This is a genomic window from Ornithinimicrobium ciconiae, assembly GCF_007197575.1.
GTDB lineage: Bacteria > Actinomycetota > Actinomycetes > Actinomycetales > Dermatophilaceae > Ornithinicoccus > Ornithinicoccus ciconiae.
This window is the reverse complement of record NZ_CP041616.1, coordinates 3374941-3400893: the sequence shown is the minus strand read 5'-3', so window position 1 is coordinate 3400893 and position 25953 is coordinate 3374941. Positions and strand designations below refer to the sequence as shown.

The following is a 25953-nucleotide window of genomic DNA, read 5'->3' as shown; positions in this document are numbered from 1 at the left end:
TCACCGCGAGGGCGGCGTTGGCGTGGCCGTCGGTACCGGCGAAATGATGTGGCGCCCGCGCTCGCCGTGATGGTGAACCGTCCGTGCACGCCGGGTCAGGCGACGTCAAGGTCGACCGAGACGCCCCACTTCCACACCCCGACCACGCCGTGCAGGTCGGTGATCTCCGCGGTGGGGTCGCCCTCGATGAGCACGACGTCTCCCCGCAGACCCTCGGCGATGCGACCGCGATCGGCCAGCCCGAAGGTGTCGGCGGGCAGCGAGGTCGCCGAGGCCATCGCCTCCACGGGCGTCATCCCTGCTTCGACCAGGATGGCCAGTTCGACCAGCATGCCGGCACCGGAGATCGTGCCGGGGTTGCTGTTGTCGGTGCCCGCGAGCAAGGACACACCAGCGCTGTGGAGTGCCTGCAGGTTGGGCAGCATCGCGGCCCACGTGGCGTCAGTGGCATAACTCGCGCGTCGGAAGGAGCTCAGCAGCCCCGGGTCAATCCGGTCCATCACTCGGTCGTCGTCGAGGGCCGGCTTGTGCCGGGTGGGTTGCGCCAACCCCGCGGTCGTGACCACGAAGATCCCCATCTCGGCGATCCTCGCGACGAGGTCGGGCGGCAGCTCGTCCCACGGGGCGTGAGCCAGTCCGTCCAGTGGCGCGGACAGAGCGATGGTGGTGTCCTCCAGGGACTGGGCGTGGATGATGGCGCGCAGGGAGTGCTCGTGCGCCGCCTCGACGAGAGCCGCCACAGTGTCCTGCTCGAGTGACGCCCACCCGAAGCCGGACTCGACCACGATCTTGATGTATGCCGCGCCCTCGGCCACGCGTTCCTCGACCCATCCCACGGCCTGGGAGGGGTCGGTCAGGGTGTCGATGGGCACGCGAAACTGCGTGCCGTGCCCGTCCGGTGCGGTGGCCATGGACGTCGCACTGAAGACATCCGCCCGGTCGGTCGCCCCGGTGGTGCGCTGCTCATCGACCTGGGTGCTCAGGCCCTCCACGCTGAAAAGATCCAACTCGGTCAGCACGCCGAAACGTGCCGCGAGGGCCTGTGCCTGGGGGAAGGCGTGCACGTGGGAGTCGATCATGCCGGGGACCAGGGTATGCCCCGCACCGTCGACGACCTCGACGCCGTCCGGCTCGTCCAGCCCGGCTCCGACCGCCGCTACCAGGCCGCCCTGGAGTATGACGTCAGCCGCCTCCGTGACCTCCTCGCCATCGAAGAGGCGGACTCCCCGGAACAGCGTCGGCGCCGTCACGGGCAGGTCGGGTGGCACCGTCACGCCCTCGACGAGGGGAGCCAGCTTACCTGTGAACTCGGGAACCGGACCGAGTCCGCCTCCGGCTGCCTCGGGGCCGCTCGTCGTAGTCGTCGGGTCGTTGTTCGTCGAGGAACAGGCCGCCAGCACCCCTACTGCGCCGAGTGCAAAAGCCCGCCGCGACACTGTGCGGTGGGCTTCCATGCAGCCACCGTAACGGATCATGTCAACCGGGATCGCGGCTCGGGAGCGGGGCAGCGACCTCGCAGAAGCACTGGGAACGGAGGTGCGAGATCACTCGGTGGGCCCTGACCGTGCCGGCGTCGGGGTGAAGGCGATCGGGAAGCTGATCGCCCCGGTGTTGCCGGACATAGGCAGCCACTGGCCGGGGCCGTCGGCGCGAGCGTCGGGCATCCGAGCGGCCAGGATCGGCAGGGCGACGGCCATGTCCATCCGGGCGACCCAGTGACCCAGGCAGTGGTGCACGCCACCGCCGAAGCCCATGTGCATCGGGTGCTCGACCCGGATGTCGAAGGTCGGGTCGGGCTGGGCGCGCGGATCGGTGCCGGCGCTGTGGGAGAGGACCTGGACGATGTCTCCGGCGCGCAGCTGCAGCTCGTCATGGAGGACGACGTCCTCGATCGCCTCCCGGGTGATCCAGGTGACGGTCGGGTTGACCCGCATGACCTCCTCGACGGCATTGCGTCCGAGGTCGGGGTCGGCGGCGAGCAGCTCCCACTGGCCGGGGTGGGCGAAGAGCGTCCGCAGCGCCAAGCCGAGCTGGTTGCGGGTGGTCTCCATGCCCGCGAAGATCAGAAAGACCAGGGCGACCGACAGCTCCTCGGGGGAGAGCTTGCCCTCCTGCTGGTGGCGCACCAGGTCGGAGACCAGGTCGTCGCGCGGCTGGGCGGCGCGGTCCCGGACCACCTCGTCGCAGTAGCCGTAGAGTCCCTCCAGCGCCGCCTCGATCCGCGGCAGGTCCTCCTTGATACGCACGCCGAAGCTCTTGCCCAGGTCATCGGCCCAGTGCGCGACCTGCTCCCACTCGGACTCCGGCAGACCGACCAGGCGGCACAGGATCCGCGAGGCATAGGGCTCGGCGAACTCCGTGATGAACTCCACCGACCCGCGCTCGCTGAACCCGTCGACCAGCTCGTGTGCGAGCTGGCTGAACGAGGGCACCATGGCGGCGATGGCACCCTGCTTGAAGGCCGGGTTCAGCAGCCGGCGCATCCGCAGGTGGTCCTCACCCTCCAGCGAGAGCAGCACCTTGTGCCACCAGTCGCTGAACATCCCGGAGTGGATGCCGTTCTGTGAGGGCCACTTGGCGTTGCCCTGCCGGAAGCGGCGGTCCTTGAGCAGGGCGGTGACCTCGGCGTGGCGGAGCACGGCATGGCCATAGCTGCTGCGCGCCCACCAGGACTCCCCGCGGGCGTCGATCACGTCGGGGCCGGTGACGTCAAAGGTGGGGTCCGCGAGGTCGAGGAAACGGCTGCTCATGACCAGATGCTAGGAGGCTGCACACCGCCGCGGACAGCGGGTCCCCACGCCCGCCTCGCAACGGGCGGCGGCCAACCTGGGACCGTGCAGCGCCTCATCACCTCCCGGGACTGACGGCTACTTCGGTGGCAGCGTCCGGGCGTAACGCACGCCGCGCTGCACGATCTCGCGCAACGCCTCCTCCGTCGCCACCCCCTCGGCGTCCACATGCAGCCACCCCGACATCACCCGCTCACCCATCACCTGCGGGCGGATGTGCTCCCCGACCGGGTCCGCCCGGGCAGGATCACGCCGAAACATCAGCGCCCCGTCATTGCCCGCCGCGACCGCCATGTTGCCGTCGACCAGGAACGACAGCCCACCGAACATCTTCTTCTCGCTGACCCCAGGCTCCCCGTCGAGCAGGTGACGGATGCGCTCGGCCAGCCCCTCGTCATACGCCATGGCTGTCAGTATGCCGAGGTGCACCGACAGTGCCCGCCCTCACGTGATCTGGTCAAGCCCGGGCGCGGAGGAACTCCAGGCGCTCGGCGGTGTCGGCGACGATCGTCAGCTCGCCCGGGCCGTCGGGGCGTTGCACGACCAGGCCCGCCTCCTCGGCGATGAGAGCCCCAGCAGCCCAGTCATAGACGCCCAGGTCGCGCTCGTAGTAGGCGTTGACCCTCCCCTCGGCGGCCGCGCACAGATCCAGCGCAGCCGACCCGCCCCGCCGCAGGTCGTCGAAGCCCTCCATCACCAGGGGGAGCGCCGCGAGCTGGATGGCACGCAGTGCGGGGGAGTAGCCGAACCCGGTGGCCACCACCCGGCCGCGACGCCCAGCCGGCGTCCCCGCCAACCGCACGAACATGTGCTCGTGTGGTGGCGGTGGGCTCGTGTCGTCGCCCCGTCCGGCCCCAGGGATGGCGCCGGGCAGCGCCCCGGTCCGCCACGCGCCCTGGCCCGCGCGCGCGAACCACACGGTGCGCAGCGCCGGAGCGGCGACCAGCCCGACGAGCCACTGACCGGTGGCCAGGTCCTTGGCACCGATCGAGAAGCAGTGCTGCTCGAGGCCGCGGACGAAGTTGACGGTGCCGTCGATCGGGTCGACGTGCCACTCGATGCGCGCGCTGTCACCGGCACCCGGCCCACAGAGCCCCGCAGCGAGCTCGGCGCCGCCGGGCAGGTCCTCGAGCGACAGGGCGGCGACCCCCTCCTCGCCGATCACCACATCATCCGGGCGGTGCCGGTGGAGGTAGCCGGTGACGAGCGCCTCAATCTCCTGGTCGGCGACCGTCAGCAGGTCATTGGGGTTGTCCTTGACGCTGACGGCCGCCTCGTCCAGCCGGGTCCGCCAGTGCGTCATCCGCGCGACGGCGATGTGGGCAGCGTCCCGCGCCGCAGCGAGGACGGGGTCGGCGAGGAAGGTCTCGGTCGTCAAGGGGGCGGCCATACAAGGCAGTATGCCGAGCCGCGCCGACCCGCTGCGAACCTACACATGCTGTCGGCGAGCGTGGTGCCCGCCATGGACACGGAGGTGCTCGACCGTGGCCTCGACCTCATGGACGCCGACCTACGGGGGTCGGGACGCCATGATCGCCGCGACGGCACTCCTTGCAGGCTTCACTGAGATCGTCAGCATGGAGGCCGACTTTGACCGGGCACCCGGCCTCCGACGGCTTGACCCGGCACTGTGCGCCCTGACCGGTCGGAGGTTCCCAAGGGCTTGCGGTCACCCGGCAGGCAGGACGTCCAGCAGTCGTCGGCGCAGCTCATTAGAGCGCTCGCTGAAGGCGCGCTGGGCCGCGGCATACTCTGCGCGGCCCTCGGCCGTCTCGATCCGGATGGGCTCAAAGCCCAGGTCAGCGAGGTCATAGGGTGCCGCCCGCATGTCGAGCTCGCGGATCTCACGGGCCAGCCGGAACGCGTCGAGCGTCAGGTCGCTGGGCACCAGCGGCGTGAGCTTGAAGCACCACTTGTAGATGTCCATGCCGGCGTGCAGGCAGCCTGGCTGCTCCATCGCCAGCTGCGTCTCGCGGGTCGGCGACAGCGTGTTGAGCGGCTCCGCGTCCGGGGTGAAGAAGCGGTAGGCGTCGAAGTGCGAGCAGCTGATCGTGGCTTGCTCGACGACCTGGTCGGTGCCCGACGAGCCGAGCCGCAGCGGCCAGCCGCCGTGGCGGATCGCCTCGTCGTCGGCGCGATAGACCATCGCCCACTCGTGCAGGCCGAAGCAGCCGAAGCGACCCGGCCTGGACAGCGTCGCGCTCAACAGCCGGCGCACGAACAGCAGCGCCGACTCACGCTTCGCGGCGAACGAGGCGACGTCGAGGGAAGCCCGCCCCCCGGCATACGAGTAGAAGGGCCAGTCGGCCCGCTCCGCCGCGCCCTCGAGGGCGACGCCGGCCCCGGGATGCCAGCGGCGCAGCTGGGCGGGGCGGAAGTTGTAGTACTCGAACAGGAAGTCCTCCACCGGGTGCTTGCGCCCGTCCGCGCGCCGCTCGAGGCGGGCCGAGGTCAGCGCGTCCACGGCTGCCGCGTGCTCCTCGGCCCGCGAGCGCCAGTCGCTCGCGGGCAGCACCTGGGTCGTCACGGTTGAACAGGGTATGCCGTGCCTCCGGTGGGGAGGAAAATCGCACGGGTGCACGCAAACCAGACCGTGCGCCACAGACCGATCAGTCGATCTTGTGCAGCGCGTCGCCCTTGTGCATCGCGACGTGGTCGGTCTTGTCGCTCTTGATCTCATATTGCGGATCCTCCGGCGAGCAGCGCCGGGTGTGGCCCTTGTAGTCGGTGTCGCTGGTGTGCTTTTTGGTGATGACGCCGGTGACGTGCCCAGCCTCGGAGTTCCAGCGCACGTGGTCACCGACGGAGAAGTCCTTGCTCATCAGGTGCCTCCTAGGTCGTCACTTCTCTTTCGACAGGCCGCTGTCACAGCAGCCGATCGACCCAGGTGAAGTCGTAGTCGGTGAAGTGCTCGACGTCCTCGACTCCCGGGTTCGCCGCGAACGGCCCGTCGGAGGTCCACACGTGCGGACTGCCCTGGATCTGACCCGTCCCGGCGGCCTCGAAGTCGGCGAAGACGGTGGCCTGGCCAGCGCCTGAGTGCAGTGCCTCGAGCAGCGCGTCGGCGTCGACCTGGGCACAGTCCCGGGCGATGTCCTCGATCACCGGGATCAGGCTGATGCACCGCTGGTCGACGAAGAACGCACGGCGCAGGGCGGTGTCGAGCGCGTCCGCGGCCTCGAACCCTTGCTGCTTGGCGGCCTGGACGGCGGCCAGGGCAGGCAGGGTCGTGGCTGGGAAGGTCCAGTCGTCGACCTCCCAGGGCGACCAGTCGAGGTCGGTGCGCACGGCGGTGATCGTCGCGACCTCCTCGTCGTGCTCCGGCCGCGACCCGGGCCGGCGGTTCAGCAGCTCCAGCGGGAAGACGCGGTGGTCGATGGTCAGGCGAGCTCCGCGCTCGGCTGCCACGTGGTGCAACGTGTGCAGCGCGAGGGTCGCCCAGGGGCACGAGATGTCGGACCAGACGGTGATGACCCCTGCTTGTGGGTTGTTCAGTTGCATGATGCGTCCGCCCTTCGTGGTCTCTTGTGACGCTACCGGTCCGGGGCGCAGGTGTCAGCCGCGGGGGCCAGGGGCTGCAGCATGTCCTGGCCCCAGCACGCATCCAGCAACCCGCACAGAGCCGTGGGCAGTGGCCGCACGTCATCCGCAGGTAGCCGCGTGAGATCTGTCGACATTGTGGACAGCGACTGTCCGGGATCCGTTCTACGCTGGACCATGGGCACTGACACAGCTGTCGACGCGACCTTCGAGGTGCGGCCGCTCACAACCGAGACCTGGCCGGCGTTCGACGCCATGGTGGTGCGCCACAACGGGATCTTCGGGGGCTGCTGGTGCACCTGGTTCCACCCTGAGGACCCCGAGCGCGGTCCGGGGGCCGAGGGCAGCCGCGAGGTGAAGAGGCGGTGCGTCGAGGGTGGCATCGCCCACGCCGCTCTGGTCATGGACGGTGAGGAGGCGATCGCCTGGGCTGAGTACGGCACGCCGGCCGAGCTGCCCAACATCCACCATCGCAAGCAGTATGACGCCGAGAAGGAGGGCGACCCGGACTACCGGATCACCTGCGTCTTCGTCGACAAGAGATACCGCCGCAAGGGGCTGACCGAGACCGCGATCAGGGGCGCGCTCGAGCTCATTGCCAAGGATGGGGGCGGCGTGGTGGAGGCCTATCCGCACGACCTGACGGAGCAGACCAAGATGATGTCCTCCTCGTTCCTCTACAACGGCACCCGCCGACTCTATGAACGACTGGGCTTCACCTATGTGCGCCCCAAGGGTCTGAATAACTGCGTGATGTCGCTCGAGGTGCCGCCGGCGTCGTGACCGGCGGCGACGCCAGGATCAGGTGAACGCGCTCATCCCGGTCACCGCGCGGGCCACGAGCAGCGACTGGACGGTCCGGCTGCCCTCATAGGTGTAGACCGCCTCGAGGTCCGCGAAGTGTCGTCCGACGTGGTGATCAAGCAGGATCCCGTTGCCGCCCAACATGTCCCGCGCGATCGCGACGACCTCGCGGGCGCCGACCGTGCAGTGCAACTTGGCCATCGCCGCCTGCTCGAGGGTGCACGTGCCGCGCTCTTGGAGCTGCGACATCCGGGTGCACATCAGCTGCATCGAGGTGATCAGGGTGACCATCCTGGCCAGGTCGTCCTGGATGAGCTGGTTCTTGGCCAGCGGGCGGCCGAACTGCTCCCGGTCCAGGGCATAGGTCAGCGCCCCCTCATAGGCGGCGACCGCATGACCGACCGCCTCCCAGGCCACGGTCTGCCGCGAGCGCATCAGCACCCGGTTGGTGTCGGCGAAGGTCCGGGCCTCCGCGAGCCGGTTGTCGGCCGGCACCCGCACCCCGTCGAGGAGGATATGGGCCTGCCACACACCGCGGTTGCTGATCTTGCCGGTGATGACCTGTGCGTCCCACCCGTCGGTCTCCTGGGCCCCCTCGACCACGAAGCCCCCCACGTCACCGTCCTCATCCCGCGCCCAGACCACCACCAGGTCGGCGACCGAGCCGTTGCCGATCCACCGCTTGGCCCCGTCGAGGACCCAGTGGTCACCGTCGCGGCGTGCCCTCGTCTCCAGGCTGACCACGTCCGACCCGTGCGTCGGCTCGGTCAGCGCGACCGCGCCGAGCAGCTCGACCCGCGCCATCGCCGGCAGCCAGCGCTCCCGCTGCTCGTCCGAGCCCAGCTCGTGCACCGCCGTCATCGCCAGGCCGGAGTGCACCGCGTTGAGGGTGGCCACCGATCCGTCGCCGCGCGCCAGCTCCAGACACATCATCCCCTCGGCCAGCGGGGTCACCCCTGCGCACCCGAAGCCCTGGATCGCGGCCCCGGCGACGCGCGTGGCGGCATACCCCGGCACCAGGTCCCGCGGGAACTGCGCGGTCTCCCAGAACTCCGCCGCCCGCGGCACCACCTCCTGGTCGCACCACCGCCGGACTCCGTCGCGCAGCTCGCGCTCGGCGTCGGTGAGCAGGTCGTCCAGGCCGTAGAAGTCGGTGCCCAGGGCGCGACCGAGGTCGGCGCCGTCGGGGACTGCTCGTGCGGACTCGGGCATCGGGCCGGGCTGATCACTCATGGATTGAGCGTATGCCGTTCCCCGCCGCACGCACCCGCACGCACCCCTAGCCATGAGACCAATTGCGCGCCATGCGACGTCCAGGACGTCAATCGGGCGCCCATCGTGTCGCATGGCAGGCCGGGCACCGAGCCATGCGACCAATCGGGCGCCATGCGACGTCCATGACGTCAATCCGCGCCCATCGTGTCGCCTGGTTCAAACCGCCCACCGAGCCATGAGACCAATTGCGCGCCATGCGACGTCCATGACGTCAATCGGCGCCCATCGTGTCGCATGGCCGACGGTGGATGAGCGTTGACACTTCATCCCGAGTGCGTGGACGGTTCCATTCGTCGGTCGCGTGCGACGGGCTCAGCTGAAGGGCGGGCGCCCGTCTAGCCGCGTCGAGCCCTTGCCGGCCAGGCGCCACAGGCGCGCAGCGGCGTCGCGGTCCTCCTCGGTGATCAGGTTGCCCATCCAGCGCAGCGCCAGGCGCATCATCCACGGGGAGCGCATGCCGATCGGCCCGAGCTTGGGCAGCACCCACGGCACCGTCACCATGCCGGCCAGCCGTCGGGCGATGGAGAACGCCTCGCCGTAGTGGTCGATCAGCAGAGCGGGCCATGCCGCCGAGAAGTCGGTTTCGTCGGTCAGCATTTGCGCGGCCAGCCGTCCGGTCTCCAGCCCGTAGTCGATGCCCTCGCCGTTGAGCGGGTTCACGCAGGCCGCGGCGTCACCGATCAGCATCCAGTTGGGACCGGCTACCCCCGACACGGCGCCGCCCATCGGCAGCAGCGCGGAGGTCGGCATCCGCAGGTCACCGCTGACGCCGAAGTCGTCCTGGCGCTGCTCGGCATACCACTGCATCAGCGGGCGCAGCTGGATGTCGGCGGGGCGCTTGGAGGTCGCCAGGGTCCCGACACCAAGGTTCACCTGACCCCCGCCGAGCGGGAAGATCCAGCCGTAGCCCGAGACCATCTCACCGTCCCGGTCGCGCAGTTCGAGGTGGGAGCTGATCCACTCGTCGTCGCTGTGGGTGGAGTCGACATAGGAGCGGGCCGCGATCGCATAGACCGTGTCGCGGTGCCACTCCCGGCCCAGCATCTTGCCCACCGGCGAACGGACCCCGTCGGCCACGATCAGCCGGTCGCACCCGATCTCGAAGGTGCCGCCTGCCCCCTTGAACGTCACGCCCCGCACCCGTCCGGCCTCCTGGCGCACCGAGATTGCGCGGGCACCGTCGATGCCGAGAGCCCCGGACTTCAGGGCCACGGTGCGCAGGTGATCGTCCAACTCAGTCCGTGCCACTGCCGAGCCGTATGCCGGGAGGTTGCCGGCGGCCTTCTTGCCGCGGCCCTCGGTCCACTCCAGGTGCAGGGTCTGCCCGAACCCGTGCGCCCGCAGGCCACGGCTGCGCGGGTGGGTGCTCAGCCAGTCGGCCAGGCCGAGCAGCTCCAGCTCGGCGATCGCGCGCGGGGTCAGGCCGTCGCCGCAGGTCTTGTCCCGGGGGAAGGTGGCCGCGTCAGCGAGCACCACGTCCAGTCCGGCGCGAGCTGCCCAGGCCGCTGCCGCGGAGCCGGCCGGGCCGGCGCCAACGACGAGGACGTCGGTGCGTTGAGGAGGGGAAGCAACAGTCACGTGCCCCATTCTCTCAGCCCCGCGGAACTGCTCTGGCCGGTGGCGTCCGTCAGTCACCCAGGTCGCGGCGGCGGCGCAGGGTGCGGGTGAGGTCTCGGCTCCGTCGGGCGTCCCACCCGATGGCACCGGCCGCTCTGTCGTCGACGATGTCGGCGGTGCGCGTGGCGTGGCAGAAGAATCGGCACGTTCGTGCCGGTGAGTGATGCGGAGCGCCCGTTGCCGGGCTTCCCAAGGGTCGACCGGCACGATCGTGCCGGTGCAGGGAGGGTCAGCGCGCGGCATACCCTTGCCCCATGCGCATCTGCAGGTTCACCACTGGAGAAGACCCCGAGTTCGGCCTGGTCGACGGGGAGGGCAAGCGGATCGTCTCGATCACCGGCGACCCGCTCTACACCAAGATCGAGCTCACGGGGCAGACCTACAACGTCGATGAGGTGCGCCTGCTCGCCCCGGTCATCCCGCGGTCCAAGATCGTCGCGGTGCAGCGCAACTATGTCGACCACGCCCAGGAGATGGGCGGCGAGGTCGCCGAGGTGCCGGGCATGTTCTTCATCCCCAACACGGCCGTGGCCGGACCGGACGACCCCGTGGTGATGCCCCCCATCACCCAGGAGGTCAGTTATGAGGCCGAGCTCGCAGTGGTCATCGGCCGGATGTGCAAGGACGTGCGCGCCGAGGACGCGGCGAGCGTGATCTTCGGCTACACCGTGGCCAACGACGTCACCGCCCGCGACCTGCAGCGCAGCGACGGGCAGTGGTCGCGCGCCAAGGGCATGGACACCTTCTGCCCGCTGGGGCCGTGGATCGAGACCGAGCTGGACATCTCGGACCTGCGGGTGATCAGCCGGGTCGACGGTGAGGTGCGCCAGGACGGCAGCACCGCCGACATGGTCCACGGCGTGGGCCGCCTCATCGAGATCGCCTCCGCGGCGTTCACCCTGCTGCCTGGGGACGTGCTGCTGACCGGCACCCCGGCCGGCGTCGGGCTGGTCGAGCCGGGGCAGCGGGTGGAGGTCGAGGTGGAGCGGATCGGCGCCTTCAGCAACCCGTTTGTCCGCGCCGAGCCGTAGTCTTTGCCGGTGCAGGATTCTCCGGTCGGCGTTTTTGACTCGGGCTTCGGTGGGCTCACCGTGGCCCGAGCCGTCATGGACCAGATGCCGCACGAGTCGGTGCTCTACCTCGGAGACACCGCCCGCGCGCCCTATGGGCCTCGTCCCATCGCCGAGGTGCGCCAGTATGCGCTGGAGTGCCTCGACCGCCTCGTCGACCACGGTGTCAAGGCCCTCGTCATCGCGTGCAACTCGGCCTCCGCGGCGATGCTCGCCGACGCCCGGGAGCGCTATGACGTGCCGGTGATCGAGGTGATCCGCCCGGCCGTGCGGCGCGCGATGGCGGCCACCCACAGCGGGCGGGTCGGGGTCATCTCGACCGCGGCCACCCACCAGAGCAGGGCCTACCTGGACGCCTTCGCTGCGGCGCCACCGAGCGTGCAGGTGATCAGCCAGCCCTGCCCGCGCTTCGTGGAGTTCGTCGAGGCCGGCATCACCAGCGGACCGGAGGTCCTGGAGACGGCGCGGGAGTATCTGGACCCGCTCATCGAGGCCAACGTCGACACCCTGATCCTGGGGTGCACGCACTATCCGCTGCTGTGGTCGGCGCTGTCCTACGTCCTCGGTGACGCGGTGACCTTGGTGTCGTCGGCGGAGGCGACCGCGGCAGACCTCTACCGGGTGCTCACCGACACGGACACGCTGCGCCCCGACAGCCAGGGAGAGCCGACCCACCAGTTCCTGACCACCGGCGACCCGCACGGGTTCACCCCGTTGGCGCGACGCTTCCTCGGCCCTGAGGTCGAGCACGTCGGGCGGGCGTTCGTCGGGCGGGAGGGTGAATGACCCTGCGCCTGACCGTCGTCGGCTGCTCCGGGTCGTTTCCCGGCCCTGATAGCCCCGCGTCCTGCTATCTGCTCCAGACGGAGCATGCCGGCCGCACCTGGAGCCTGCTGCTCGACCTGGGTAGTGGTGCCCTCGGGGCCCTGCAGCGGCACACCGACCCGCTGGCCCTGGACGCGGTGGTCCTGTCCCACCTACACCCTGACCACTGCCTCGACCTCACCGGACTGCACGTCATGCGCAGCCACCACCCGCAGGGCGCGTCCACCGACCGGCTGCCGGTGCACGGCCCGGCCGGCACGGCCGAGCGGATCGCCCGCGCGCACGGGGTCGAGGCGCCCAGTGCGGTGACCGACGTCTTTGACTTCGTGACCGTGCGCGACCGCCGTGACGTCCTGATCGGGCCGTTCCGGATCGTCCCGATCGCCGTCAACCACCCGGTGGAGGCCTATGGCTTCCGGGTCTCGGTCGGTGCCGTCACCATCGCCTACACCGGAGACACCGACGCCTGCGAGGCCCTGTCCCCGCTGATGGCCGATGCCGACCTGGTGCTGGCCGACAGCGCCTTTGTCGACGGCCGGGACACCGGCACCGGCATCCACCTCTCCGGTCGCCGGGCCGCCGAGGCAGCGGTCGCCGCCGGTGGGGTGCAACGCCTGATGCTCACCCATCTGCCCGCCTGGAACGACCCGGAGGTATGCCGGGCGCAGGCTGCCGAGGTCTGGCCCGGTGAGGTGGAGCTCGCCGAGCCCGGACGCACCTACCAGCTCTGAGGTCCGCGGTGCGCAGCGCACCACGGGCACCCGGGAGCGCATCGAGGTGACCGACGGACCACGGGCACCCGGGAGCGCATCGAGGTGCGCAGCGCACCACGGGCACCCGGGAGCGCATCGAGGTGACCGACGGACCACGGGCACCCGGTAGCGTGCGGTCATGAGCGAGCAGACCCCTGACATCTCCTCCCTGCGCGTCCCCGGACGGGAGGACGTCCCCGAGGGCGTCACCCGGCTGTGGGACAAGTCGGCCGAGGCCATGGGCTTCGTGCCCAACGTCTTCCGTGCCCAGGCACTCAACGGCGACCAGTTCCTGGCGTGGTGGAACTACTTCAACCTCCTGGTCAACAAGGAGGGGCACCTGAGCAACGCCGAGCGCGAGCTCATCGCGGTCGTGGTCAGCGGCATCAACCGGTGCACCTACTGCACCGTCTCCCACGGCGCGGCTCTGCGACAGTTCACCGGCGACACGGTCACCTCCGACCTGGTGGCGGTGAACTGGCGGCAAGCGGACCTGCCTACGCGGGAGCGGGCCATCGCCGAGTATGCCGAGCTCCTCACCCGTGCGCCGGACGAGGTCACCCCGGCGGACCTGGAGCCGCTGCGTGAGGTCGGCATGGACGACCACCAGATCATGGAGCTGGTGCAGGTGATCGGAATGTTCAACATGACCAACCGGGTCTCCACCGCCATTGGCCTGGTGCCCAACGAGCAGTACCACTCCCACGCCCGGTCCTGACCCGCGCTGTCCGGTCGGCCGGCCCGGTCCTGACCCCGCTGTCCGGTGGTCTTCCTTGCTTCTGGGGTGCAGAGACGGTCATCCGTGACCGGTTCTGCACCCCACTCGAGTGCCACCCCCCACTTGAGTGCCACACCCCACTTGAGTGCCACACCCCACTCGAGCAGGGCGGCACGGGTCGCGGGCGGGACCAGCCGCAGATAGCGCTTTCTGGGCTCGCTCCCAGCCACGGGTGAGATGATCCGACGATGAGCAGTCGGCTCGCGGGTGCAGTCACCGGGGTGGGGGCAGGGGCCATCACGCTCGCGGTGGCGGAGATCGGCGCCGCACTGCTCGCGCGCTCCGGAACCCAGGGCGGCACCGCCTCACCGCTGCAGGCCGTCGCCGGAGCCTTCGTCGACCGGACGCCACCGTGGTTGAAGGACTTCGCGATCGCCACCTTCGGCACGGCGGACAAGCTCGTCCTGCTGACCGGGATGGCCGTGGTCCTCACCGGGATCTGTGCACTGATCGGCATCATCGGGGCACCCAGCCCGCACCGTCCGGCAGGGCGGGTCGGGGTAGGTCTCGCCCTGTTTGCGGCGGTCGGAGCGGTCGGTGTCCTGGCCGTCACGACCCGGCCCCAGTTCAGCGCGGTCGACACCCTGCCAACCATCGTTGGCACCCTGGTCGGGCTGTTCGCCCTCGACCAGTTGTGGCGCCGGCTCACGCTGGCCAGCCCGGCCTCCCAGGGCACCTCGGCCTCCCAGGGCACCTCGGCCTCCCACGGCACCTCGGCCTTCCACGATGTCTCAACTCCCCACGGTGCCGGGGCCGCGAGCCGGCGCGCGGTGCTGGCCTGGGGAGGCGGCCTGACCGTCCTCGGCGCCATCGGCATCCTGGCGGGCCAGACGCTGAGCCGGGCCGCCGAGGTGGTGATGGAGGCGCGTGAGCGTCTGGGCATCCTGCGGGTGGCCGACCCGGTGACCGTCCCCGCGGCCGCGTCGCAGGGCGTGCCCGGCCAGGCGGCATACATCACGCCCGGGGATGAGTTCTATCGGATCGACACCGCGATCACCGTCCCGCAGGTCGACCCCGACACCTGGCGGCTGCGGGTGACCGGGATGGTCGATGAGGAGATCGAGCTGACCTTCCAGGACCTGCTCGACGCCGACCTGGTCGAGGCCCTGGTCACGCTCACCTGTGTGTCCAACACCGTCGGTGGTCACCTCGTCGGCAACAGCGTCTGGACCGGGCTGCCGATCCGCGACGTGCTGGCCCGTGCCGGGGTGCAGGACGGGGCGGACATGGTGCTGTCCACCAGCGTCGACGGGTTCACCGCCGGCACGCCGCTGGAGGCGATGACTGACGACCGCAACGCCCTGATCGTGATCGCGCAGAACGGGGAGCCGCTGCTGCCCGAGCACGGATTCCCGGTGCGCCTGGTCGTGCCCGGGCTCTATGGCTATGTCTCGGCGACCAAGTGGGTGACCGAGCTCAAGGTGACCCGTTTTGACCAGGACGAGGGCTACTGGACCCCGCGGGGCTGGTCGGCACTCGGGCCGATCAAGACCGCCTCACGCATCGACGTCCCGCGTGCCGGTGAGCCGGTCAACGCAGGTGAGGTCGTGATCGCCGGGGTGGCGTGGGCCCAGCACCGCGGCATCGAGCGGGTCGAGGTGCGCATCGGAGACGGTGACTGGCAGGAGGCCACCCTGGCGCAGGAGCCAACGATCGACTCCTGGCGCCAGTGGAAGCTGGTCTGGCAGGCCGAGCCGGGGGAGTCTGCCGTGTCCGTCCGGGCCACTGACGCCACCGGTGAGGTGCAGACCGACGAGCTCGCCCGCCCCGCGCCCAACGGTGCCAGCGGGTGGCACACCATCGACGTCAGGGTCGAGGGGAGCTGAGCCACGGGCCACGATGAGCGCTGTCGCTGTCGTCGCGATCTGGGTCGCCTACCTCGCCGGGTGGACCGCCCTGCGGGGCGCCCTCACCGCGCTGCCGACACCGCCCTGGTGGGCGATCCTGCTCTGGTGCGTGGTGGCGGTGCCGTCCCTGGTGCAGCTGCTCTGGGCGCCCGGGCTGCTCGCGTGGGGTCAGCGGGACAACGCGGCCGTCAGTGAGGGGCAGTGGCGGCGCCTGGCGACCTCGATTGTCCTGCAGGACGGCGGGTGGGGCGGCACGGTCTTCAACCTGGTCATGCTGGCCGTGACCCTGCTGCTGGTCGCGCAGGTGTGGCGTCCCGGGGCGACCGTGGCCGTCTTCGTCATCGGCGGCGTGGCGTGCAATGTCCTCACCGTCCTGCTCTCCGGTGAGCCCGGGGCGGGCAACTCAATGGCGACAATGTGCCTGCTGAGTGCTGCGGCGGTGACCGTCGTGCGGGGAAGCCCGCCTGCGCGGCGCACCCTCGTCCCGGTCATCCTCGTGGCGGTGGCTGCCGTCGTGCTGCTGGTCGGTGCTGACGAGCACGGGCCGGCGCTCGCCCTCGGACTGCTCGTGGGGCTCCTGGTGTCGCCCCGGATCGTGCGGTCCTAGCCCGGTCAGGGCGCGTCCGGCGCAGCGACCGGGAGGTCGGGCTGGTCGCTGACCACCGGCTGGTCACTGACCACGGACTCGTCACTCTCCAGCGGCTGGTCACTCACCACGGGCCCGTCACTGTCGCACGGCCCGGTGGTGCCGATGCTGGAGCGGACGCCAGCCAGAGCGGTCTGCATGCGCGTGACCTGGCCGTGGGTGAACATCGTCATCGTGTCGTCGTCGACATAGTCCATGTAGTTCATGAACAGGTCCCCGTCGGGGGCGTTGTCGCAGGACAGCGTGGGAAAGCTCGGCTTGCCGGCGTTGGGCCCGCCCTGGTTGGGGGTGTCCTCGACGAAGTCGCTGCCGTGGCACCCGCTGCCGTCATCGCCCCAGATGTGCCGCAGGTTGAGCCAGTGCCCGACCTCGTGGGTCGCGGTCCGCCCGAGGTCGAACGGGGCGCTCGCCGTGCCGGTGCTGCCGCAGGCCGTGTGCGTGATGACCACGCCGTCCGTCTCGTCCGGTCCACCCGGGAACTGGGCGTATCCCAGCAGCCCGCCGGCCAGCCGGCAGACCCACAGGTTGAGGTACTGACCGCTCGGCCAGGGGTCGGCGCCACCGGTGGCCGAGGACTTCACGGCGTCGTCAGCGCCGAAGCCGTTGACACTCGTGCGGGTGCGGGTGATGCCGCTGGTCGCAGCCCCGTCGGGGTCGGTGCCGGCCAGCTCGAACGTGATCCGGGCATCGGCGCGCAGGAGGGCGAACGGCTCCGGGACGGTGCCGCCGTCGGCGTTGAGGTTGCGGAAGTCAGCATTGAGGGTCTCGATCTGGGAGGCGATCTGCTCCTCAGAGATGTCCTCGGCATCGCTGTGGTGCACGACATGGACCACGACGGGGATCGTGGTGCACCCGGTGCGCTGGACGGTCCCGCCGCTGCGCTGTGCCTGCCAGGCCTCGTTCTCACACCGGGCGCGACGCTCGGCATAACCCGGCACCTCGCGCAGCAGGCGCTCATGGACCCGGTCGGTGGCGCAGGTGCGGGTGACTGGCAGAGAAGGCCCCTCACTCTCCGGCGTGCTGGTCATGCTCGTGTCCTTCCGCTCGTCCCGCCCTCATCACCAGTGCAGCCTGCCCCGTGCCACCGACAGTGAGGTGCAGGGTGCGACCGTCGCCGGCCTCCACCACGACCTCATCGCCCACCAGATGCCAGGTGCCAGTGGTCGTCTCGGGCCGGTCAACGGGACCGGGCCGACCCACCGCGGCGTCCCCACCGGCACCGAGGACGATGCTCTCCCGCGGCATCCGCGCAGGCGGAAACGCAAAGGAGTCCGGCCGATAGATCTCCAGCCCGGGGGAGTCCTCCTCGTGGGAGTGGAACCACTGCCCCACCAGGTGCGCGTCCGCGGCCGGTATGTCGGAACTCATGTCATCCCCTCTCCTCCCGATCAGTGTCGCGGAACTCGCACCCTGCCGCGACCCTTGCCGCGGGAAGGGGCTCGGGCCTAGGTTCAGGCCATGGCACCCACGCGCGCGGTTCCCGCCGGAGCGGACGACCCCCCGATCCAGCCCACGGAACGCGACCCCTCGACATACACCAAGAGAGGTCGGGTGAAGCGGGATCTCTATGACGCTGAGCTGGCCCGCCTCCAGGAGCAACTGGTGATGCTGCAGTACTGGATCCAGTCCCAGGGGTTGAAGGTCCTGGTGATCTTCGAGGGGCGTGGGTCGGCAGGCAAGGGTGGGGTGATCAAGCGGATCACCGAGCGGACCAGCCCGCGGATCGTGCGCGTCGTGGCGCTGCCCAAACCGACCTCCCGGGAGCGCTCGCAGTGGTACTTCCAGCGCTATGTCGAGCACCTGCCCGCCGCGGGGGAGATGGTGCTCTTCGACCGGTCCTGGTACAACCGCTCCAACGTTGAGCGGGTCATGGGCTACTGCACCGACGACGAATACCAGGAGTTCCTGCGCAGCTGCCCCGAGTTTGAGCGGATGCTGGTGCGCTCGGGGATCGTGGTCATCAAGTACTGGTTCTCGGTGAGTTTTGAGGAGCAGCGCCGCCGCTTTGAGTCACGCAACGCCGAGCCGTTGAAGCGGTGGAAGCTCTCCGACATGGACCTGGCCGAGCACGAACTCTATGTCGAGTACTCCATGGCCAAGGACACGACCTTCCAGTTCACCGACACCAAGCAGGCGCCCTGGCACGTCGTCCCCTCCGACGACAAGCGGGCCGCCCACCTCAACTGCATCAGCCACCTGCTGGCCCAGTTCGACTACGAGGACGTGGCACCCGACGCGGTCACCCTGCCGCAGATGAAGGATGTGCCCTACGTCCGTCCGCCGATGCATGAGCAGACTTTTGTGCCCCAGCTCTGGTGAGGGACTGTATGACGCCCGGCCGGTAACGCGGGGTTTAGGTTGACGTTATGGAGATGGCGCTGGAGGAGGCACGCGAGGTGATGGAGCAGGCCACGGCCCGTGCCGGGGTGAGAGTGCGCCCGCTGACCGAGACCGAGGACCTGGTCGAGATGGAGGCCCTCTTCACGGCCGTCTGGGAGCATCCGCCCGGCTCCGTGGAGCTCGACATCTCGCTCCTGGCGGCCCTGGCGCGCTCCGGCAACTATGTCGTCGGAGCCTTTCGGGAGGACAGCCTCGTCGGTGCGACCGCAGGCTTCCTGTGCGAGCCGTTCCCGGTCACCCTCTACTCCCATGTCACGGGTGTGGACCGGCAGCGCGCGGCCCGCGGCACCGGTACGGCGCTGAAGGCCTATCAGCGTGTGTGGTGTCTCGAGCGGGGCATCACCGGGGTGCGCTGGACCTTTGATGCGCTGCAGGCCCGCAACGCCCGGCTCAACATGGGCCGGCTCGGTGCGGGCTGGGCCAGTTTCCACGTCGACTACTACGGGGTGCTTCGGGACGGGCTCAACCGCGACACCGGCTCCGACCGGCTGCTGCTCCACTGGGACCTGAGCAGGACGGCGGCCGACCGGGACGCCCAGCGCCCCGCGGACGTGACCCACACCCTGCTGTCTGTGGGGTCCGCTGGTGAGCCGGTCCTGGGGGCCGCGCCCACGGCACCCACCCGTCTGCAGATCCCGACCGACATCGACGCGCTCCGCGCGAGCGACCCGGCCCTCGCCCAGCGGTGGCGTGACACCCTGCGCGAGGTGCTGCCGGGACTGATCGCGACCGGCTGGCAGGTGGTCGACTTTGACGACCGCGGTGCCTATGTGATCGTGCCGCCACAGCAGGAGGAGTCGCTATGAGAGTCACCGGTGCCACGATCCATCCCATCCACCTGCCGCTGCGCGACCCGTTCGTGGTGGCCTATGCCCGGTGGGAGTCGATGCCCTCGATCATCGTCGAGCTGCACACCGACACCGGCCTGACCGGCTGGGGCGAGTCGGTGCCCGATGAGACGGTGACGGGGGAGTCGCACAGCGCGGCCGTGGCGATGCTGCGCGACGTGCTGCTGCCCGCGATCCGGGGGCGTGAGGTGGCCGACATCGACGGCGCCCACGCCGCCATGGCACGGGCCGTCGGGGGCAACCCGTCGGTCAAGGCCGCGATCGACCTCGCCCTGCACGACCTGCTGGGTCAAGCAGCGAGTATGCCGGTGCACCAGCTCCTAGGCGGCCACACCGACCGACCGCTCACCTATCCGCGAGTGATCAGCGTCGGGACACCGGAGGCAATGGCCAGCGGCGCGGAGGTAGCGCTGGCGCAGGGGTTCACGGAGATCAAGATCAAGGTCGGGGCCGGCGAGCCGCGGGAGGACATCGCGCGGGTGCGCGCCGTCTGCGAGGCCGTGGGGGAGCGGGCCCAGGTGCGGGTCGATGTGAATCAGCACTGGCGGACACCGGCGGTCGCGGTCCCGGCGATCCGTCAGCTCGAGGGGCTCGGGCTGCGGTGGATCGAGCAGCCGGTCGCTGCTGCGGACATCACCGGTCTAGCCGAGGTGCGCTCGGTGACGTCCGTGCCGATCATGGCCGATGAGTCGGTGCACGGCATGGCCTCGCTGCTGCAGATCATCCGCGAGCGGGCAGCCGACGCGGTCAATCTCAAGCTGATGAAGACCGGCGGACTCCAGCCCGCGCTGGCGATGGTCGCGGCCGCCCAGGCGGCCGGGCTGTGGGTGCAGGTGGGGTCGATGGTCGAGTCCTCGATCGGGTCGGCGGCTGGCTATCACCTGGCCGCGGCACGGCGCCACGTCACCTCCACCGAGCTGACCGGTCCGCTGCTGTTCAGCCGCGACGTGGGCGACCTGACCTATGAGCCACCGACCGTGCACCTGTCTGACAGCGCTGGGTTGGGCGTGCGGGTCGACCGTGATGCGCTGGAGGCGCTGCTGGTCGCAGAGCCGATCGCGCTCTGACGGATCCGCGCTGATTGCGCCCGGGGGCATTCTCCGGAGACGGGTGTCTGAGTCACCTGGCGACTCAGACACCCGTCTCGCACACGTGCCCATGGCCCCGGAGCAGGGCCGTCGCCCGTCGCGGTCGTGACCCGCCGCCTCCACAGCGTGACCCGCACCCTCCACAGCGTGCCGGGCGCGCTCCTGCGGTCCACAGTTGCTCTGGGCGACGTCGGTGCACAAGCGTGGCGAGTGATGCTGTGGACATGACCAACCAGGACGTAAGGAACTTGACGCTGACCGCGCAGGTTGCCCTGGCGGTTCGTGCGGCGCGTCGCAGGGACGGCCACAGTCAGCGCGACCTGGCACACCTACTCGGCTGGAGCCAGTCCCGGGTGCGCCGGCTGGAGACTGACGCCAGCTCGGTCCCTTTGTCTGTGGTCGCGGAGGCTGTTGCGCTCGGAGGCTTTGAACTGGCCGTCGTCGACCCCTTCGTGACCCACGAAACTCCGGCCTGGGAGCAGACGGATCTCGTTGCCAGGGATCGTGCGGGCAGGCGCTTCCCAGCCCATCTTGAGGTGGTGCCGTGCCCCGGAGGCCCCGCGTGGTGGTGGGACCAGGAATACATCCGACTCAGACGTCCTCTGGGGGCCACGCCGACGTGGACAACTGTTGCCCGCGATCCGCTGAGAGGCCTTCGACTTCCGGGCACCTGATCCAGCGCCACTGGGCCTGACGAGAGCGCTGTACCGACTGGGGCACCCCACGCCGTCGAGTGGCAAAGGCGCTCAGGGCACGGTCTGGGCCTGGGAGAGTCGAGCCACTCCAGATGCCGCCATAGGGTAGGGCCTCGTGGGTGAGGTGTTCGCGGGCCGCTACGAGCTGGTTGACCCCCTCGGCGAGGGCGGCGCCGGGGTCGTCTGGCGCGTCTGGGACCAGCGCGAGGACTGCTATCTGGCGGCCAAGGTGCTGCGCCAGGTCGATGCCGCGTCGTTGCTGCGCTTCATCCGCGAGCAGGCCGTGCGCATCGAGCACCCACACGTGCTGGCTCCGCTGGGCTGGGCCGGCGAGGACGACAGGGTGCTGTTCACCATGCCGATCATGCGTGGCGGCTCGGTGGCGACCTTGGTCGGTGACTTCGGCCCGCTCCCGCCCCGGCTGACCGCGATGCTGCTCGACCAGCTGCTCGTGGCCCTCGACCGGATCCACGGCCAGGGCGTGATCCACCGCGACGTCAAGCCCGCCAACCTGTTGCTCGACGCCACGGGGCGGGAGCTGCCGCACCTGAGGCTGAGTGACTTCGGTGTCGCCGCGGCCATCGACGAGCCGCGCCTGACCCACGGTCCGGTCACGCTGGGCACACAGGGCTATCTGGCCCCCGAGTGTCACCAGCCGGGCTGGGAGCCGGACCCGCGGGCCGACCTCTATGCCGCGGGCATGAGTGCCCTGGAGATGGTGACCGGGCAACGCCCCGCCGTGACGCGACCGCTCGAGGCACTGGAGGGCGCGGACGTGCCAGAGGACCTGGCGCAGGTGATCCGATGGCTCGGGGAGTTCGACCCGGACCGGCGCACTGCGACGGCCGCGCTGGCTCGCGAGCAGCTCGCCGCCACCGGGCTGCTCGCCGGCGCTGCGGCGGAGGTGCTCGGCGAGATCGAGGTCTTCGACCAGGTCCCGGAGCTGCCCGAGGGATGGATGCCTGACGGCCCGAGCCACGCGCTCCCGGGAGCCACCGCGAGGCACGCGCACCCGGCAGCGCAGGCATCGACCTCACACGAGACAACACGCGCCCAGCCCTCGCCGGTCAAGGACCGCCGAGGGCTGGGGGTGGCCCTGCTGCTGCTTCTGGCGGGTGCCGTCGCCCTGCTGCTGGCGGCCTATCTGACCTGGGGCTGAACAGGCACGACGCGTCACGGGGAGGGGCGGCTCCCCGGGCGCAGCCTGCACCAGCTCGGAGCCCCGGGGCCGCGAGGCTCAGGTGCGCATCACCTTGGCCAGCAGGGCGCCGCCGGCTCCCAGCAGCCCGAGGCCGCCCACCACCAGGGCGATGATCAGCCCGTTGGGCGCGCCGTCGTCCGGGGACTCGACCGGCGGGGCGGCCGCGACGTCCTCGCCGGTGGCCTCCGCCTGGTCGTTCGGGGCCGTCTGCTCCGGCGCGTCGGTGGACGCGGCGTCCTCGGCGGCATCGCCGCCTCCCGCGGTGGCGGTCTCCTCGGTGAGGTCACCGACAGCGGAGGGGTCGGCATACTCCGGGAAGCCGGACGGCTGCCCGACGGCCTCGGTGGTGAGGGTGAAGGGCACCGGGAGCAGCTGCTCCTTGCTGGAGGTAAGACTCACGGCGACGTAGTAGTCACCAGCCAGGCTGGACGCACCCAGGGCGGTCCCACTGCCCCGGTTGGCCCAGCGGACCTCGTGGGTCGTCGCTGCCACCTGCGAGGCACCCTCGTCGTCAAGGATCTCGCGGCTGGACAGATCACCCATCCGGGCCAGGCCATCGTCGGCCTCGCCCCGGGTGGGGCCGACGATCTCGATGTCCACGACGTCGCTCACATAGCCGATGGAGTCGGCCAGGGCGCCTTGCGGTGCCGGGAACTCCGCCAGTGCCTGCAGCCGCTGCCCGTAGTCGACGGGCACCTTGAAGAACACGATCTCGCCGCGCGTCAGCTCCGAGGAGACGGTCTGCCCCGGCTCGATCCGAGGTGCGTCGTTGAGGGAGGAGCCAGCCACGACCTCGGCTGCGGGCTCGCCCGGCTGCATCTCCACCCACTCTGCCCGGTCGGCCCGACCGGGCAGCTCCTCGCGGTTGGTGATCGGGTTGTCCTCCGCCACGACGATTTCCGCCGGGGTGCCGTAGAGCTGCTCCGACCCGCCGCCGAGCTTGACCCGCAGCATCAGCTCGTCCGCCTCCTCACACGCCGTGGCGAAGTTGGTCCCTGTCGACCGCACGGACGCCGTGCCGAAGGTGTTGCTCATGCCGGCACCCCAGGGTGTGCCGACGGTGCTGTCGCATCCGCGCCCTTCCGGAGTCTCGAGATAGAGCTGGTAGGAGGAGGTGCCACCGTGCTCGGGACGCATGGTCAGGCCGATGTGCAACGTCGAGCCCGGGACGGTCCGCCTGACCCGGTACCACGTGGTGACCTCCTCGTTGATCGCGGCGTGATCGGTGAACTGCCCCGCGACCAGGGTCGGTGCTGATTCCGGGTCGGTGGTGCCCACAACCGGCTCGCCCATGATCGTGAACGGCCGGAACGCGCGCGTGGAGACCTGGGTCAGTGCACTGGTGAGGGTGTCGGTGTCGGTGGCATCGATGTAGGTGCCGTTGCCGGCCGCGGCGATGCACTGCAGCTGCTCGCGCGCCTGGCTGTCGACGTCCAGACCGACCACGTGGATCGCTAGGTCGATGCCGTCCTCGGTCAGGCCCTCGGCGACCTCGCACGGGTCGGGGTCGCAGGTGGAGATCCCGTCCGAGACCAGCAGGATGGAGCGCTGCCCCTCCGAGCCGAGGTCCGCGGCGCCCTCCTGGAGTGCATAACCGATCGGGGTCTCCCCGCCGAACGGCTCGTAGTCCTGGACGGCCGTCCGCAGGTCAGCCCGGTTGTGGGCGCCGACGGGCACGACGAGCTCGGAGTCGTTGCAGGCCGCCGTGGTGTTGGACTCGCTCTCGGTCGAGGCGAACAGTCGCAGCCCGACCCGCTGGTCAGCATCGAGGTCGTCGACCACGGAGTCCAGGGCGGTCCGCGCGGTATCGATCTTGGGGTGGCCCGCGCCGTCGTTGTCACGCATCGAGCCGGAGGCGTCGAGCACCAGGAGCAGCTGGCCGTCGGTGGAGTCCGGGGAGTCCTGGGCATCCGGCGTGGTGATCAGCGGAGTCATGCCGAGCGCCGGTGCCGCCAGGAACCCCGTGGTGATCAGCGGTGTCACGCCGAGCGCCGGTGCCGCCAGGAAGGCCGTGGTGATCAGCGTCGTGAGAGCCATCGCAGCACGGCGGGTGGTGAGCCTGGTCATGATGTCGTCCCCTTGAGGTCGTGAGCCTTTGCGAAAGCAAACGTAGAAGTTTGCAAGTGCAAAGTCAAGCCTCACGTGTGAAGCAAAGGTCACCGCAGTTTACCGCCGGTGTGCGAGCGAATTGCCTGGCGATGCCCGCGGCTTCCGCCGTCGGCACGTTAGGCTGATGTTCGCAGACGCAAACTCTTGTGGGAGAGGTGATGTGGGTGACCGACGCTGTCGAACTCAACCGGCAGGCGCAGCGGGAAGCGTATGGCGCACCCCTGGCCGAGACCTTCCGCGCCCTCATGGGGGACTTTGCGCTGACGCAGGCCGGACTGGCTCAGGTGCTCGGGATCTCACCGCCCATGCTGTCGCAACTGATCGGTGCCCGGCGCGTCAAGATCGGCAATCCAGCCGTCCTGCACCGGCTGCAGGCGCTGCGGGAACTGGCCGAGGCGGTGCGCACGGGTGGCGTCTCCACCGACGAGGTGCCGGACCGGCTCAACGAGATCCAGGCGTCCACCGGCCAGTGGACCCGCACCGATGCGCACGTCGCACCGAACGGGGATGAGTTGGCCGTCGACGGACTGCGCAGCCTGTTGCGAGCGGTGGCATCGGGGCAGGAACTCAAGTCGGCCGCAGCCGCGCTCGAGGGAGCCCACCCGACCCTCGCTGAGGTGCTGCGGGTCTATGGCATGGGCCCGGTCGGTCCGGCGCGGGAACACTACGCGCGGCACCGCGACCTGTTCTGAGGGTCTGTCGGCCTGCCCTGAGGGTTATAGCCGAGTGCCCGACCTGCAGAACAACCGGAGGTCAGCCGGCGTCGGTGGTGCCCTCATAGAGGCCGATGTGGTTGCCGTCGGGGTCCTCGAAGGCAGCCCACCAGCTGGTCTCGCTGATCGGGCTCTTGTCCATGGTGACCGTGCCGCCCTGCTCGGTGACCAGGGCCAGCGTGTCCTCGATCGAGTCGACCTCGACATAGGAGCGGGGCTGGGTGAATCCCTCGCCGCGCGGTGCGAGACCGCCGCCGCTGATCTTGTTGGGTGCCTGCCACATCGGGTAGCCCTCAAAGCCGGGGATCTCCGCGATCTGCCAGCCGAAGAGGGTCTGATAGAAGCTCGTCGCCCGCTTGCTGTCGCTGACCGGGATGTCGATGTGGGTGATGTCGCCGTGGGGCATGACTGCCTCCTCGCGTCGGTGCGTCCGGTGATCGGCCGCCGTGTTTCGAGTGTGTCACCGACGTCCGACAGTCGCAGCGGCACGGCACGGCACGGCACGGCACGGCACGGCACGGCACGGACTAGTGTCAGCGCTCATGGCCCCTGTCAGTGACGTGCACCCGCCGACTGCCTTCTCCCAGCTGCTCGGGATCGAGGAGGTCGTCGCGGGGCCGTCCCGCGCGGTCTATCGCATGACGATCTCCCCGCAGTTCGCCAACCGCAACGGGGTGTTGCACGGCGGGGCCCTGATGTCGCTGGTCGACCATTGTGCCGGGACCATCGCATTTGCGAACTGCCCTCCCGGCACGACCAACGTCACGCTCGAGGCCAAGACCAACTTCTTCCGCGCCGCGCGGATCGGCGACACCGTGATCGCCGAGGGGCACCCTCTGCACGTGGGCCGCACCTCCGTCGTGGTCCAGGTGATGACCACGCGCGGTGACGGCAAGGAGGTCTCTGCCACGACCCAGACGCAGCTCTATCTGGAGTGGGCGGACTAGACCCTTCTG

27 protein-coding genes are annotated in these 25953 nt (G+C 70.1%); 14 read left to right on the top strand and 13 right to left on the bottom strand.

All coding sequences use genetic code 11. The features are described from left to right. Nucleotides 1-95: 95 nt before the first annotated feature. The 7 genes from FNH13_RS15750 to FNH13_RS15715 form a co-directional block, all read right to left on the bottom strand. Nucleotides 96-1454, bottom strand: coding sequence for an amidohydrolase family protein (locus tag FNH13_RS15750; RefSeq protein ID WP_165700150.1), 1359 nt, complete (start codon nt 1452-1454; stop codon nt 96-98). A 90-nt stretch (nt 1455-1544) separates the two neighbouring features. Next, entirely contained in the window at nt 1545-2750 is a 1206-nt protein-coding gene (locus FNH13_RS15745; RefSeq protein ID WP_143784317.1) for a cytochrome P450, read from the bottom strand. A gap of 117 nt (nt 2751-2867) precedes the next feature. Further along, a complete protein-coding gene (locus tag FNH13_RS15740) occupies nt 2868-3194 on the bottom strand; it encodes a TfoX/Sxy family protein (protein WP_143784316.1) in 327 nt (108 codons plus the stop codon). 52 nt (nt 3195-3246) lie between these two features. Then, a complete protein-coding gene (locus tag FNH13_RS15735) occupies nt 3247-4179 on the bottom strand; it encodes an inositol monophosphatase family protein (protein WP_143784314.1) in 933 nt (310 codons plus the stop codon). Between the two features lie 279 nt (nt 4180-4458). Further along, a complete protein-coding gene (locus FNH13_RS15725; RefSeq protein ID WP_143784313.1) occupies nt 4459-5316 on the bottom strand; it encodes a 3-methyladenine DNA glycosylase in 858 nt (285 codons plus the stop codon). A gap of 82 nt (nt 5317-5398) precedes the next feature. Next, the gene (locus FNH13_RS15720; protein ID WP_143784311.1) at nt 5399-5611 is read right to left on the bottom strand and encodes a hypervirulence associated TUDOR domain-containing protein; all 213 of its coding nucleotides are present in this window, start codon (nt 5609-5611) and stop codon (nt 5399-5401) included. 43 nt (nt 5612-5654) lie between these two features. Then, on the bottom strand, nt 5655-6290 hold the full coding sequence (locus FNH13_RS15715) for a DsbA family oxidoreductase (protein WP_143784310.1): 636 nt from the start codon (nt 6288-6290) through the stop codon (nt 5655-5657). Between the two features lie 216 nt (nt 6291-6506). On the opposite strand from FNH13_RS15715, the gene FNH13_RS15710 reads away from it, so the two are divergent. After that, nucleotides 6507-7112: a GNAT family protein gene (locus FNH13_RS15710; RefSeq protein ID WP_143784309.1), complete on the top strand. Its 606-nt coding sequence runs from the start codon at nt 6507-6509 to the stop codon at nt 7110-7112. 18 nt (nt 7113-7130) lie between these two features. Here the strand turns inward: FNH13_RS15710 and FNH13_RS15705 are convergent, their stop codons facing one another. Both FNH13_RS15705 and FNH13_RS15700 read right to left on the bottom strand, forming a co-directional pair. Beyond that, on the bottom strand, nt 7131-8366 hold the full coding sequence (locus FNH13_RS15705; protein WP_228266440.1) for an acyl-CoA dehydrogenase family protein: 1236 nt from the start codon (nt 8364-8366) through the stop codon (nt 7131-7133). 354 nt (nt 8367-8720) lie between these two features. Further along, nucleotides 8721-9986 carry a geranylgeranyl reductase family protein gene (locus FNH13_RS15700; RefSeq protein WP_228266439.1) on the bottom strand — a complete coding sequence of 422 codons (1266 nt, stop codon included), beginning with the start codon at nt 9984-9986 and terminating at the stop codon, nt 8721-8723. A 293-nt stretch (nt 9987-10279) separates the two neighbouring features. Between FNH13_RS15700 and FNH13_RS15695 the strand changes: the two genes are divergently transcribed. The 6 genes from FNH13_RS15695 (at nt 10280) to FNH13_RS15670 (ending at nt 15904) form a co-directional block, all read left to right on the top strand. Beyond that, a complete protein-coding gene (locus FNH13_RS15695; RefSeq protein ID WP_143784307.1) occupies nt 10280-11056 on the top strand; it encodes a fumarylacetoacetate hydrolase family protein in 777 nt (258 codons plus the stop codon). 9 nt (nt 11057-11065) lie between these two features. Continuing rightward, nucleotides 11066-11881, top strand: a complete 816-nt coding sequence (gene murI, locus FNH13_RS15690; RefSeq protein ID WP_143784305.1) for a glutamate racemase — start codon at nt 11066-11068, stop codon at nt 11879-11881. Nucleotides 11882-11883: 2 nt separating this feature from the next. Continuing rightward, complete coding sequence (locus FNH13_RS15685) at nt 11884-12651, top strand: MBL fold metallo-hydrolase (protein ID WP_143785176.1); 768 nt, start codon at nt 11884-11886, stop codon at nt 12649-12651. Nucleotides 12652-12811: 160 nt separating this feature from the next. Beyond that, nucleotides 12812-13390 (top strand): peroxidase-related enzyme, encoded by a 579-nt coding sequence (locus FNH13_RS15680; RefSeq protein ID WP_143784303.1) that lies wholly within the window; start codon nt 12812-12814, stop codon nt 13388-13390. Between the two features lie 248 nt (nt 13391-13638). After that, nucleotides 13639-15276, top strand: coding sequence for a molybdopterin-dependent oxidoreductase (locus FNH13_RS15675; protein WP_143784302.1), 1638 nt, complete (start codon nt 13639-13641; stop codon nt 15274-15276). Between the two features lie 13 nt (nt 15277-15289). Then, nucleotides 15290-15904, top strand: a complete 615-nt coding sequence (locus FNH13_RS15670) for a rhomboid family intramembrane serine protease (protein ID WP_143784301.1) — start codon at nt 15290-15292, stop codon at nt 15902-15904. A 5-nt stretch (nt 15905-15909) separates the two neighbouring features. On the opposite strand, the gene FNH13_RS15665 is transcribed toward FNH13_RS15670, so the two are convergent. Together FNH13_RS15665 and FNH13_RS15660 are read right to left on the bottom strand one after the other, a co-directional pair. Further along, complete coding sequence (locus tag FNH13_RS15665; RefSeq protein WP_143784300.1) at nt 15910-16971, bottom strand: zinc metalloprotease; 1062 nt, start codon at nt 16969-16971, stop codon at nt 15910-15912. After that, complete coding sequence (locus FNH13_RS15660; RefSeq protein ID WP_143784299.1) at nt 16949-17311, bottom strand: hypothetical protein; 363 nt, start codon at nt 17309-17311, stop codon at nt 16949-16951. The genes FNH13_RS15665 and FNH13_RS15660 overlap by 23 nt, the downstream gene beginning before the upstream one ends. 90 nt (nt 17312-17401) lie before the next feature. Between FNH13_RS15660 and ppk2 the strand changes: the two genes are divergently transcribed. The 5 genes from ppk2 (at nt 17402) to FNH13_RS15635 (ending at nt 22133) form a co-directional block, all read left to right on the top strand. Next, complete coding sequence (gene ppk2 / locus FNH13_RS15655; RefSeq protein WP_143784298.1) at nt 17402-18262, top strand: polyphosphate kinase 2; 861 nt, start codon at nt 17402-17404, stop codon at nt 18260-18262. 47 nt (nt 18263-18309) lie between these two features. Beyond that, complete coding sequence (locus FNH13_RS15650) at nt 18310-19149, top strand: GNAT family N-acetyltransferase (RefSeq protein WP_143784296.1); 840 nt, start codon at nt 18310-18312, stop codon at nt 19147-19149. Beyond that, nucleotides 19146-20258, top strand: coding sequence for a mandelate racemase/muconate lactonizing enzyme family protein (locus FNH13_RS15645; protein ID WP_143784295.1), 1113 nt, complete (start codon nt 19146-19148; stop codon nt 20256-20258). The genes FNH13_RS15650 and FNH13_RS15645 overlap by 4 nt, the downstream gene beginning before the upstream one ends. 245 nt (nt 20259-20503) lie before the next feature. Then, the gene (locus FNH13_RS20005; protein WP_143784294.1) at nt 20504-20953 is read left to right on the top strand and encodes a helix-turn-helix domain-containing protein; all 450 of its coding nucleotides are present in this window, start codon (nt 20504-20506) and stop codon (nt 20951-20953) included. A gap of 136 nt (nt 20954-21089) precedes the next feature. Beyond that, nucleotides 21090-22133 (top strand): serine/threonine-protein kinase, encoded by a 1044-nt coding sequence (locus FNH13_RS15635; protein WP_143784293.1) that lies wholly within the window; start codon nt 21090-21092, stop codon nt 22131-22133. Nucleotides 22134-22211: 78 nt separating this feature from the next. Here FNH13_RS15635 and FNH13_RS15630 read toward each other — a convergent pair whose 3' ends face one another. Beyond that, nucleotides 22212-24242 (bottom strand): vWA domain-containing protein, encoded by a 2031-nt coding sequence (locus FNH13_RS15630; RefSeq protein WP_143784292.1) that lies wholly within the window; start codon nt 24240-24242, stop codon nt 22212-22214. Between the two features lie 206 nt (nt 24243-24448). Here FNH13_RS15630 and FNH13_RS15625 point away from each other — a divergent pair, with 206 nt between their 5' ends. Then, nucleotides 24449-24976, top strand: a complete 528-nt coding sequence (locus FNH13_RS15625; RefSeq protein ID WP_143784290.1) for a DNA-binding protein — start codon at nt 24449-24451, stop codon at nt 24974-24976. A 61-nt stretch (nt 24977-25037) separates the two neighbouring features. Here FNH13_RS15625 and FNH13_RS15620 read toward each other — a convergent pair whose 3' ends face one another. Beyond that, nucleotides 25038-25403, bottom strand: coding sequence for a VOC family protein (locus FNH13_RS15620; protein ID WP_143784289.1), 366 nt, complete (start codon nt 25401-25403; stop codon nt 25038-25040). Between the two features lie 136 nt (nt 25404-25539). Here FNH13_RS15620 and FNH13_RS15615 point away from each other — a divergent pair, with 136 nt between their 5' ends. Further along, nucleotides 25540-25944 carry a PaaI family thioesterase gene (locus tag FNH13_RS15615; protein ID WP_143784288.1) on the top strand — a complete coding sequence of 135 codons (405 nt, stop codon included), beginning with the start codon at nt 25540-25542 and terminating at the stop codon, nt 25942-25944. The last annotated feature ends 9 nt before the right edge of the window (nt 25945-25953 follow it).